The organism is Ruegeria sp. HKCCSP351 (assembly GCF_017872535.1).
Taxonomy (GTDB): domain Bacteria; phylum Pseudomonadota; class Alphaproteobacteria; order Rhodobacterales; family Rhodobacteraceae; genus Ruegeria.
Genome location: NZ_JAEDOV010000003.1, coordinates 129,241 through 141,329 on the forward strand (window position 1 = coordinate 129,241; position 12,089 = coordinate 141,329).

Below are 12,089 nucleotides of genomic sequence, written 5' to 3' on the forward strand. Positions count from 1 at the left end.
GATGCAAGGACCGTGGCACGCAAAGAGCAGAACCCGCCAAAAGCCAAGATCCCGCCGGATCATCCGTTTTCAGACATCATCAGCGATGCGTACAGGGTTTTTGCCTATCCAAAGCCGAGCAGCATCGAAGTTTGCGAAGGCTGCTGCATGGACGCCGACATTGAGGCGGATTTCTTCACGCCGCCCATTGCCGAGCTGCCCCTGCATTACGTTCAGGACTGGTTCTTTGCCGCTTGTGATCCCGCAGGGATAGCCCACGACACATGGGGATACCTGCTGCCCCGGATCCTTGAGATTCTGGCCGTGGACGAAGACCCCGCCAGCGTTGGGCTGGAGGTGAGCCTGAACCGGTATGAAACCGGCAACCCGAAGAACTGGTCGCCCGAGGAATGGCAGGTTCTAGACCGGTTCCAGCGCGCATATCTGAAACGCGAGATGGCACGGGAAAGCGGCTGTCTGGACGATACGCTTTGCATGTTCGCCCTGGCGGGGTGGCCGCTGGAGTCGCTGTTCGAACAGGTCGCCGCAAGCCCGGATACCGATTTGGTGCTGCGCCTGTGGCGCGATTGGTGCGCATATTGCGTTCCGGGGCGGGACTCGATCTGGATCACCGCATTCTGGAACAGCCCCGGCAATACGCGGGCCTTTGAGTTCTACACCTCGGAAGCGATGCACGACAGGATGACCCGCATTGCGTTCGCCGAGGACACTCCGGAGGATATCGTGGAAAAGGCGCTGGCCGTGGCCAGTGTTATCGAGACCCATGCCGATTGGGCCATGGGCGGGTTGTCAACCTAGGGTCTGAGCCGGAACTCGACAATTTCAGTTTCCTGAAACCAATTGAAATTGTCGTCGGATATCACGGATATGCGTATGTCACCTGCTTCGTCGCGCCATACCGATATCCCCTCGAGGTTGTCGTAAGCCCCCAGAGGTGTCCTCAGAAGTAGTTGCGCGTCCTCCAAACCTGTTTCGGTGTACAGAAAGCTTCGAATCTGGGTGGCGACGCCCAAAGGCCAGACATATCTGCGCTCGAGAACATACAGGCGACCGTCCGGGCCAAAATCAGCCCCGACAGGGTCAAATCCCGGCGTGACCGGCATGTAAAATGGGATATCCCAGTCGGTTTTAACCGCCGCTTCGTTTTTGTCGGTTCCCTTCAGCGGGATCAGCGTTACGACCATCTCGGTGGCACCGACACTGGAGCGAAACAGCGGGACCACTCCGTCTTCCTCTGGCCAGCGCTCGGGGATTGCGATCAGTTTGCCATCCGGGTCGATCGCCAACGATTCCAGCCCTTTATTGTACGATAGCTGCCCGACCTGTTTCGGCGCCGGCACCCAGGCGGAGTCGTTATGCCCTGGCAAAAACAGGTTGAGACCCTGGGATCCCTCGATGGAGACAAAGAGACGCCCGTCGGATGCCAATGCCAAACCCTCGGAATCTGCGGACGAGTAATTCCCCAGATCACTGACCAGGCGGTCGAGGTGCCTGTCCGAAACGCCGACAATCCGCCCCTCCTGCCGCTGAAAGCGGCCGTGCTGGAAGGCGGCGCGGTCCGACAAGGCGATGAAGTCGAGCCCATTGCCTTGAACCTCCAGCCCGGAAAAGCCGCCGCTGCGTTCGTTTTCGGAGGTGTCCAAGACAAAAACGCCCAACTCTTCGACTTTGGAAACGGGCAGCGGCACGAAGGTCAGGAACAGGCCAAGGACGCCGATCAGCGCGGCCAGTACCAAACCGATGGGAATGGCGTTGCGCTTGATCTTGGTGAGAACCGATGCCTTGGGCATGCGCCGCCTCCGGGGGTGTTGCGACCTGCTGGTTCGCGATCCATGTTCTTGATTTCAGACGATACCGGGACATTCAACCGAATAGAGACCGACCTGCGGCAAATCTCGCCGCCTCAGGCCCCGCGTGTTTCGCCAGACGTCCTTGGAAAAGGGGTGTTGTGCTGTGACTGGAGCCTGGCTGCCCTAGGCCACGTATGATTTGCGCAACGCGCGCGCCTCGCGCCCGGTCAGGCAGCTTAGGCGCGTTTGGGGGTGTGGTCCTGCGTCTGAACGCAACACCGGAAAGAGCGCGCGCAGTTCTTCGACATCCTCGCGATGCAGTGATTTCAGCGCCATGTCGCCCGGAAACAGGCTTTCGCTTTGCAGCCCGTGCGAGGTGAGGATCACATGTTCGGCGCAGGCGATATGGTAGTATGTCACCGCCTCGCCCGTGGTCACTTGCCGGATGGTATCATCGTTGACCAGATGAATGGCCGCGCAGAACACGCTTGGTGCGCCAAAATAAAGCTCGGCCCGCCAGCCCCCCAGCACAACCCGGTGTTGCGGAGAGAGGTAAAGATCCCTGTCCGGCAGCCCCTTGCCCAACGCATCGCGCCGGATGCAGACCGGGTTGAACTGGGGCCGGACCCGCAGGATTTGCGCGCTGAGTGTTCGTTTGCCGATCCATTCGATGGGCAGCGGGGTCCCGCCGGCTACGCAAACCCGGTCGCCCACAGCCAAATCCTCGACCGGGCGAGGGCCGCGATCCGTTTCGATCAGGGTGCCCGAGACAAAACAGGGCGGATTGGTTGGGTTCAGATCACTCGGGGTGATCTTCCAGTTGCCAGTGGTCATCGGACCGGTTGGGTTATTGGCATCCCAGGCGTAGATTTGCCCGCCGACCTGAATGAACTCTCCGGTTTCCCCGGTTCCGCGGTAGTTTCCTTGCCCCAGATAGGTGTAAGGCTGGAAAGTCGCGCCCCCGTCAAACGACACCATCGATCCGCTGATGATCGCGGATTGTGTCGTGTTCTGGACGATGAGATCGTTCTGGCCCGTTGTCTTGGCCGTATGGAGAAGAACGTTAAATGCCACCGGGCGTCACCAAGGTCGTGCGGGCATTCTCCAACGTCGACCTGTTATTCGACACAGAGCAACATCCCGGAAAGGCCTGCGCTTGACATTCCTGCTTCACCAATACCCGATCACTTACAAAACGCCCCATAAGAACAACTTATATGATTGATAACGTCGTTTTCAACAACATATGGATTGCTGAATACTTACCTGCATGCAGCATATCGGACACATGGTTTGGCAGGTGCGTCTGAAGACGGTTCTGTCATTGAGGAACGCGGCGTGATCTGCGTCTTTTACCTGTCGCGACCAAGGATCACCCGCGCGTCGATAGGGCCAGTTTGAAAGAAAAACCTGCTCACCTTTCCGAGCGGGCGGCTTTCCCTTGCCCTTGCCCGCAATATGTTGCACCACACACGGGTTCAAACCCGGCAATACGGGCCAAAGGATAAGGACAAGGCGAATGGCTGACGGATCGATCGATGTAAACGCAAAACCCACCGAAGATATCTCGGTCCGTGACGTATTTGGCATTGAGACGGATATGAAGGTCAAAGGGTTTGCCGAAGCCACCGACCGAGTGCCCGTCATCGACCCGACCTACAAGTTTGACCCCGAAACGACATTGGCGATCCTGGCGGGCTTTGCCCATAATCGCCGGGTGATGATTCAGGGCTATCACGGCACCGGCAAATCGACCCATATCGAGCAGGTCGCCGCCCGTCTGAACTGGCCCGCCGTGCGCGTGAACCTGGACAGCCATATCAGCCGGATCGACCTGATCGGCAAGGACGCGATCAAACTGCGCGACGGCAAGCAGGTGACTGAGTTCCACGAAGGCATCCTGCCCTGGGCGCTGCGCAACCCCGTGGCCATCGTGTTCGACGAATATGATGCAGGCCGCGCCGACGTGATGTTCGTGATCCAGCGCGTGCTGGAGCATGACGGCAAGCTGACTCTGCTGGACCAGAACGAGATCATCACCCCGAACCCCAATTTCCGCCTGTTTGCCACTGCAAACACCGTGGGTCTGGGCGATACCACGGGTCTGTATCACGGCACGCAGCAGATCAACCAGGCGCAGATGGACCGCTGGTCGCTGGTCTCGACCCTGAACTATCTGAGCCATGATGCCGAGACGATGATCGTGCTGTCGAAGGCGCCACACTACAACACCGCCGAGGGGCGCAAGACCGTCAGCCAGATGGTCACCGTGGCCGACCTGACCCGGACCGCCTTCATGAATGGCGACCTGTCCACCGTCATGAGCCCGCGGACCGTGATCAACTGGGCGCAGAATGCCGAGATTTTCCGCAATGTGGGCTATGCATTCCGCCTGTCGTTCCTGAACAAATGCGACGAGTTGGAACGTCAGACCGTGGCCGAGTTCTATCAGCGCTGCTTTGACGAGGAATTGCCAGAAAGCGCCGCGAGTGCGAGCTTGGGCTAAACGCCCGGATTGCGCCCGTTCCGGGCGCAATGCCTCCGGCGGGGATATTTTTGGGCAGATGAAGTCGGATCCGTTACAGTTTTCCGCGCCGGGCAGGTCACTTTGATGAGGGCTTAAGGACATGGCACAGAAGAACGACAACCCTGCCGATCCCTTCAAGAAGGCCTTGGCCGAGGCCACCAAGGTCATGGCCGATGATCCTGAACTGAACATTTCATACACGGTCGATCCATCGGGTCTGTCCGGAGAGTCGATGCGGCTGCCGCAGGTGTCTCGGCGTATGACGCGGGAAGAGGTTCTGCTGGCGCGCGGCACGGCGGATGCTTTGGCGTTGCAGCGCCGGTATCATGATGATGCAACCCATGCGCGCTATGCGCCTCCGGGGGATATGGCGCGGGATTTGTACGAGGCGATGGAGACGGCGCGTTGCGAGGCGATGGGCGCGCGGGATATGCCCGGCACCGCCAGCAACATTGACGTCAAGATCGGGCATGAGGCGATCCGGCGCGGCTATGACCAGTGCAAGCAACCAGCCGATGCGCCTTTGTCGGTCGCGGCGGGTTATCTGATCCGGCATCTGGCCACCGGGCGCGATCTGCCGCCTGCGGCCGAGAATATCATGAACCTGTGGCGCGGGTTCATCGAGGAACAGGCCGGTGGCGTGTTGGAGAACCTTGATGACGTGCTGTCGGATCAGGCGGAGTTTGCCAAGTTCGCGCGGCAGATGATCAAGGATCTGGGCTATGGCGACCAGCTGGGTGATGACCCTGATGAGCTGGACGACGAGCAGGAAGATCAGGCCGAGGACGACGCCGAGGAACAGCCCGATCCCGACAGCACCGGTCAGGATGATCAGGACGAGCAGGACGCGGATGCGACGCCTGAGCAGACGCAGGAAGAGCAGCAGGATCAATCTCAGGCGCAGGTCTCGATGGATGAGATGGCCGAGGATGAGCTGGGTGACGAGGCGGAGATGCCTGATGGCGAAGCCCCGCTGGAGCCGCCTGCCCCGCCGCCCGCATCCGAGGCTGATCCGGATTACAAGGTCTATCTGAGCACGCATGATGAAGAGATTGCCGCCGAAGATCTGGCCGAACCTGCGGAACTGGAACGGCTGCGGGCCTATCTGGATCAGCAGCTTGAACCTTTGAAAGGGGCGGTCAGCCGTCTGGCCAACAAGTTGCAGCGCCGGTTGCAGGCGCAGCAGAACCGCAGTTGGGAGTTCGACCGCGAGGAAGGCATTCTGGATGCGGGCCGTCTGGCGCGCGTTGTCGCCAACCCCACCACACCGCTGAGTTTCAAGGTCGAGAAGGATACCGAGTTCCGCGATACGGTGGTGACGCTGCTGCTGGACAATTCGGGGTCGATGCGGGGGCGTCCGATCTCGATCGCGGCCATCTGTGCCGATGTTCTGGCGCGGACGCTGGAGCGCTGCAATGTGAAGGTCGAGATATTGGGCTTTACCACGCGGGCGTGGAAAGGCGGACAGGCGCGCGAGGCATGGCTGAACGATGGCCGCCCGCAGCAACCCGGCCGTCTGAACGACCTGCGCCATATCATCTACAAGGGCGCTGATGCCCCGTGGCGGCGGGCGCGGACCAATCTGGGTCTGATGATGAAAGAGGGCCTGCTGAAGGAAAACATCGACGGCGAGGCGCTGGAATGGGCGCATCGCCGGATGATCGCGCGGCGCGAGCAGCGCAAGATTTTGATGGTGATTTCGGATGGGGCTCCGGTTGATGATTCAACCCTGAGCGTGAACCCCGCCAACTATCTGGAAAAGCACCTGCGCGATGTGATTGCCATGGTGGAAAAGCGCAAAATGGTCGAGCTGCTGGCGATTGGCATCGGTCATGATGTGACCCGGTATTACGACCGTGCGGTGACAATCACCGATGTGGAACAGCTGGCCGGTGCGATGACGGAACAACTGGCGGCCCTGTTCGACAGTGATCCGCGCGCGCGGGCGCGGGTGATGGGGATGAAGAAGGTCAGCTAGGCTGGCCTTGCCTCCGGCGGGAGTATTTCCCAAAAGATGAAAAGGCGGCGATTTCGACCGCCCGGCTGAGGGAGGTGTAGTATGTTCCAATCCTTTGAGGTGACCGCGCGGCCCGAGCAGGGGCCGCCGCGTCTGGCTGCGTTACGCGCGGAGCTGGCGCGCGAAGAGTTGGACGGGTTTCTGATCCCGCGTGCTGATGCGCATCAGGGCGAGTATGTGGCCCCGCGGGATGAACGACTGGCCTGGTTGACCGGATTTACGGGATCGGCCGGGTTCTGTGCTGCGCTGACCGGCATGGCTGGCGTATTCGTCGACGGGCGGTATCGCACGCAGGTCAAGGCGCAGGTCGCGGATGTGTTCACGCCGGTGCCGTGGCCTGACGTGAGCCTGAGTGCATGGCTGAAGGAGCAGTTGCCCGGTGGTGGCAAGGTGGGTTTCGACCCGTGGCTGCACGCGGCAGGGCAGATCTCGTCCACGCTGGGCGAGCTTGAGGGCGCAGGCATCGAACTGGTGCGCTGCGGCAATCTGGTGGACCGCATTTGGGCGGATCAGCCTGAACCGCCGATGCAGGCGGTCAAGGCGCATCCGATCGAGTTTGCAGGCGAAACCGCTGACAGCAAGATTACCCGACTGGCCGCAGACCTGCGGCAGGCCGGGCGAAAGGCCGCGGTGATTACATTGCCGGATTCGATCATGTGGCTGCTGAACATTCGGGGGTCGGATATCGCCTATAATCCGGTGGCCCACGGGTTTGCGATCCTGCATGACGATGGCCGGGTCGATCTGTTCATGGCTGCGGCAAAACTGTTGGAGGTGCAGGATCATCTGGACCCGAAGGTAACGGTGCGCCACCCTGCGGAGTTTCTGGACGCGGTGGCAGCGCTGGACGGTGCGGTACAGGTGGACCTGAGCACGGTGCCGCAGATCGTGGCGGACGCGTTGGGCGATGCCATGGTGGATGGCGGCGACCCCTGTGCCCTGCCCAAGGCCTGCAAGAACCCGGCCGAAATCGCGGGCAGCGCCGAGGCGCATTTGCGTGATGCGGTGGCGGTGGTCGAAACCCTGTGCTGGCTGGACGCACAGCCCCCCGGCAGCCTGTCCGAGACGCTGGTGGTCACGCGGCTGGAAGAAAACCGCCGCAGGGACAATGTGTTGCAGGATATCTCGTTCGATACCATTGCCGGGACGGGTCCGAACGGAGCGATCATGCATTACCGCGTGACGGACGAGACCGACAGCCGGTTGCAGGACGGTCATTTGCTGGTGCTGGACAGCGGCGGGCAATATCTGGATGGCACTACCGATATCACGCGGACGCTTGCCATCGGCATTGTCGGGGCGGAGGAAAAGACCTGCTTCACCCGCGTGCTGAAGGGCATGATAGCCATGTCGATGCTGCGCTGGCCCGCAGGGCTAGCCGGGCGCGACATCGAATGCGTGGCCCGCACGCCGCTATGGGCGGCGGGGCAGGATTTCAACCATGGCGTCGGACATGGCGTCGGGGCCTATCTGAGCGTGCATGAAGGGCCGCAGCGCCTGTCGAAAGTCAGCCATGTCCCCTTGCAACCCGGCATGATCCTGTCGAATGAGCCGGGATATTACCGCGAAGGCGCATTTGGCATCCGCATTGAAAACCTTGTGGTGGTGGAAGAGGCCCCGGCCCTGCCCGGTGGCGACGTGGAACGCGCGATGCTGTGCTGGCGCACCCTGACATTTGTGCCAATTGACCGCAGGCTGATCATGGTGGATATGTTGACGCCTGACGAGCGCGGCTGGCTGAACGCCTATCATCGCGACGTCGCGGAAAAAATCCGCCCAAGGCTGGGACATGACGCGCAACTGTGGTTGGATGCCGCAACTGCGCCGATCTGACACTCGCCTGTTACATAGAACGGGCAGAGGAGAGGCCCCAATACGTCGACGGAAGGACCAGAGATGACTGAGATCACGATCCAAAAAGCGCCGGGCAAATGGACTGTCCGTTCGGGCGGCGCGATTCTGGGCGAAACGAGCAACGCGCTGGAACTGCACGAAGGCGACAAAGCTCCGGTGATTTACTTTCCGCGCGGCGATGTTGCCATGGCATTTCTGGACCAGACCGACAAGGTGACGCATTGCGCCCGCATGGGTGATGCGACGCATTTTTCCATCGTCAACAAATCCTCGGTGACCGAAAACGCGGTCTGGAGTTATGAAGACCCGGTTTCCGCCGTGGCCGAGATCAAGGGATACCTGGCGTTTTATCCGGTGGACTCGGTGAAGGTGGAACAGATTTAAGGGCACCGGACAGGGTTTCAACGGAGGCTTCCGGAACGCTTGCCCCGCGGCGGGAGCTTTATGAATGTTCCTCGGCCGCGGTGGCTGCGAGGGCCCGGTTGTAAGCCTTGAGCGCGTCGACATGGTAGAGCGCGCCGACGGGTGTCTCGGACCCGTCCTGTTCCAGAACGATAACCGGAATGCAGGGTATGTCGTCACGGTCGAAATAGGGCATCGCGGCCTCGAGCGTGGCGCTGGCCTGAACGCACAGGCCCTGTTTGATCAGGGCGTGCGCCTCGTCCGCAGTGATTGAGCGGTCATCCCCGATAGGGCGCATCACCGCCCCGGCGCGCAGCATCGCCAGCAGATAAGCCTGCGGCCCGGCGGCCAGGTGGACATCGCGGCGTTCCAGCTGGGTCAGGAAGAACGACCGGTCCACAAGGCGCGACGCCAATGCGGTGGATATGGATACAGTCACCATCACGGCAAGGCCGATCTGCCAGTCTCCGGTCAGTTCAAACACGATCAGAGTGGTCGAGATCGGGGCACCCAGCACCGCAGCAGCCACCGCGCCCATTCCGGCAAAGGCATAAAGCGTATGCGTGCCGGACACATCCGGCAGCAGCCCAGTGGCGATCAGTCCGAACGCCAGCCCGGTCAGCGCGCCGATCATCAGAGACGGTGAAAACACCCCGCCCCCCATGCGCCCGCCCATGGTGATCGCCACAGCCACTGTCTTGGTCACCGCAAACAGGATCGCGGTTGTCAAAACCAGATCACCGGTCAGGGCGCGGATCGTGGTCTGGTAGCCGACACCGATGATATGCGGGAACCAGATTGCCATCAGCCCCAGCATCGCGCCGGACACGGCCGGGCGCATCCAGCCCGGAATGGACAGGCGGTTCTGGATATGGCTGCCGATATCTTCAGCAAAAAAGATTGACCGCATCAGCAGCAGCGCGACAAAGCCGCAGATCAGGCCAAGGATCAGGAAGGCGGGAAGTTCGACATAGAATTGCAGCGATCCGGGCGTTTCCAGCGTGAACTCGGTAACGTCGCCATATTCCAACCGGTTGATCACCGTTCCGGCGACCGAGGCGATGACGATCGGGGCAAAGGCATGCACGGCGAAGTGGCGCAGCACAACTTCGAGCGCGAACAGGGCCCCGGCGATGGGGGCGTTGAAGCTGGCTGATACGGCGGCGGCGACAGCACAGCCCAGCAGATCACGGCCCGTGATCCCGTCGGCATGGATGCGGTTGCTGACCCAGGTGGAAATCACCCCGGCCATATGCACCACGGGGCCTTCACGGCCCGTTGACCCCCCGGAACTGAGCGTGATCAGCGAGGCAAAGAACGAGGCGATGCCGGCCTTGACCTCGACCCGCCCGTCGGTGATGGCGGATCCTTCGATCACATCAGCGACAGACCTGACGCGCCCGTCATTGGTGAACCGGTTCAGGATCAGGCCCACGACCAGCCCACCGATGATCGGGATGATCAGGATCATGAACCACGGCAGTTTCTCGGCATGGCTGTGCAGCAGCAGAACGTCGTCGGTGTCGTAGAGATAGGCCTGCAACGCGCGGATGGCCTTGCGGAATCCAAGCGCCATGAAACCGGCAGCGATACCGATGACCAGCGCGATGAACCAGAACTGTATCTGGCTTGGTCCCCGGCGCAGCATCACCCGCCACGCATCCCTGATCGCGGCCAGAGCCTGATTGAGCTGGTTGCGCAGAACGGTGCGGGTCGACTGGGTCATTGGCCCTCGGGGATCATCACGTAACCCTTAGTAAGCCACGGAGCACCCTAATAAAAGTGAGATAGCGACAGTGTGAGGCCATTTCGTGCCACGGGCGCATCAGGCCTGCAGCAGGGCCCGGGCGGCGGCGCGGGCCTCGTCCGTGATGGTGTCGCCCGCCACCATGCGCGCAATCTCGTCCACCCGGTCGGGTTGGGCCAGAGGGATGACGGTGGACAGGGTTTGCCCGTCCGTGACCTGTTTCTGCACCCGCCAGTGATGCGCCGCACGGGCGGCGACCTGCGGGGAGTGGGTGACAACCAGCACCTGCCCGCCCTGCGCCAATGACGCGAGCCTGCGCCCGACCGCGTCGGCAGTGGCCCCGCCGACACCGCGGTCAATCTCGTCAAAGATCATCGTGCGGGCGCTGTCATCGCCCGACAGGCACACTTTGAGCGCCAGCAGGAAGCGGCTGAGTTCACCCCCTGACGCGATCTTGTTCAGCGGCCCGGCAGGCGCGCCGGGGTTGGTGGCCACGGTAAAGGCCACCGCGTCCGTCCCTTCGGGGCCGGGTTCGGCTGGGCTGAGTTCGGTCCGAAACACCGCGCGTTCCATCTTGAGCGGGGCCAGTTCCGCCATGACGGCGGCATCCAGCCGGCCGGCAGCCGTCGCGCGGGCCGCGCTGAGGTCGGCGGCGGCATTATCATAAGCCTTCTGCGCGGCGTCTACGGCGGCACGCCTGTCTGCCAGGTCGGCATCGCCTGCTTCCAACTGGTTGAGGCGGGTGCGCAGAGTGTCGGCAAACGCGCCCAGATCATCCGGGGCCACGTCGTGTTTGCGAGCCAGTGCGCGGATGGCAAACAGGCGTTCTTCGGCCTGTTCCAGTTCCGACGGGTCGAAGTCCAGCGTCTGAAGGCAGGCGTTCACGCCATCCTGCGCCTCGCCCAGTTCAATCATCGCGCGCCCCAGCGCGGCAATCGGTTCGTCCAGCTGACCACCCGCGTTGCCGGACACACCTTCCAGCCAGCGGATGGCGTCGGACATCGCACCTTCGGCACCGTCCCCCGACAGCAGGGCGTAGGCGCGGGCAACATCATCGCGGATACGCTCGGCCCCCTGCATCATGCGGCGGCGGGCATCTAGTTCGGCGTCCTCACCGGGCTGGGGATCAAGCTGATCCAGCTCGGCAACCGCGTGGCGCAGGAAATCTTCCTCACTTCGGACAGCGGCCAGCGCGGTCTCGGTTTCGGCCAGAGCCTTGCGGGCGCGTGCCATATCGGTCCAAGCCGCACGAACGGATGTCAGCCGGTCCGAAACCCCGGCGAAATCGTCCAGCATCGCCCGGTGACCACGCGGGTTCAGCAGCCCCCGGTCATCGTGCTGGCCGTGCAGTTCGATCAGGGTTTCCGACAGCGCCCGCAGTACATCGCCCGAGCAGCGGCGGTCATTGACCCAGGCGGTCTTGCGCCCCTCGGCGGTGTTGATCCGTCGCAGGATCAGCTCATCCCCGCCCGGCAGGCCTGCTTCGGCCAATATCGCATGTGCGGGATGATCGGGGGAAAGTTCAAACTCTGCCACAACCTCGCCCTGCGCCGCACCCTGCCGCACCAGTTCGGCCCGCCCGCGCCAACCCAGAACAAAGCCCAGAGAATCCAGAAGGATCGACTTGCCCGCGCCGGTTTCGCCGGTCAACGCATTCAGGCCCGGCTGAAAACTGAGTTCCAGCCGGTCGATGATCAGCATGTCGCGGATATCAAGGGCGCGCAGCATCGGGTCTTCAGCGTCCCAAGCCTA

General features: G+C 62.0%; 9 protein-coding genes. 5 read left to right on the forward strand and 4 right to left on the reverse strand.

The window, feature by feature from the left end; translation table 11 throughout:
- The first annotated feature begins 12 nt into the window (after positions 1-12).
- The gene (locus I9182_RS07720) at positions 13-798 is read left to right on the forward strand and encodes a hypothetical protein (protein WP_209597760.1); all 786 of its coding nucleotides are present in this window, start codon (positions 13-15) and stop codon (positions 796-798) included.
- Here I9182_RS07720 and I9182_RS07725 read toward each other — a convergent pair.
- Entirely contained in the window at positions 795-1,790 is a 996-nt protein-coding gene (locus I9182_RS07725; RefSeq protein WP_209597761.1) for an esterase-like activity of phytase family protein, read from the reverse strand. The two genes, I9182_RS07720 and I9182_RS07725, sit on opposite strands and share 4 nt — an antisense overlap.
- Positions 1,791-1,973: 183 nt before the next feature.
- Positions 1,974-2,864: a Hint domain-containing protein gene (locus I9182_RS07730; protein ID WP_209504506.1), complete on the reverse strand. Its 891-nt coding sequence runs from the start codon at positions 2,862-2,864 to the stop codon at positions 1,974-1,976.
- A gap of 445 nt (positions 2,865-3,309) precedes the next feature.
- Between I9182_RS07730 and cobS the strand changes: the two genes are divergently transcribed.
- The 4 genes from cobS (at position 3,310) to I9182_RS07750 (ending at position 8,572) form a co-directional block, all read left to right on the forward strand.
- A complete protein-coding gene (gene cobS, locus I9182_RS07735) occupies positions 3,310-4,296 on the forward strand; it encodes a cobaltochelatase subunit CobS (protein ID WP_209597763.1) in 987 nt (328 codons plus the stop codon).
- A 121-nt stretch (positions 4,297-4,417) separates the two neighbouring features.
- Positions 4,418-6,295, forward strand: coding sequence for a cobaltochelatase subunit CobT (gene cobT / locus I9182_RS07740; RefSeq protein ID WP_209597765.1), 1,878 nt, complete (start codon positions 4,418-4,420; stop codon positions 6,293-6,295).
- 81 nt (positions 6,296-6,376) lie between these two features.
- Entirely contained in the window at positions 6,377-8,167 is a 1,791-nt protein-coding gene (locus tag I9182_RS07745) for an aminopeptidase P family protein (RefSeq protein WP_209597767.1), read from the forward strand.
- Positions 8,168-8,230: 63 nt separating this feature from the next.
- Positions 8,231-8,572, forward strand: a complete 342-nt coding sequence (locus I9182_RS07750) for a DUF427 domain-containing protein (protein ID WP_209504510.1) — start codon at positions 8,231-8,233, stop codon at positions 8,570-8,572.
- A 58-nt stretch (positions 8,573-8,630) separates the two neighbouring features.
- On the opposite strand, the gene I9182_RS07755 is transcribed toward I9182_RS07750, so the two are convergent.
- Together I9182_RS07755 and recN are read right to left on the reverse strand one after the other, a co-directional pair.
- On the reverse strand, positions 8,631-10,316 hold the full coding sequence (locus I9182_RS07755) for a chloride channel protein (protein WP_209597769.1): 1,686 nt from the start codon (positions 10,314-10,316) through the stop codon (positions 8,631-8,633).
- A 99-nt stretch (positions 10,317-10,415) separates the two neighbouring features.
- Positions 10,416-12,065, reverse strand: a complete 1,650-nt coding sequence (gene recN / locus I9182_RS07760; protein ID WP_209597771.1) for a DNA repair protein RecN — start codon at positions 12,063-12,065, stop codon at positions 10,416-10,418.
- Positions 12,066-12,089: the final 24 nt, after the last annotated feature.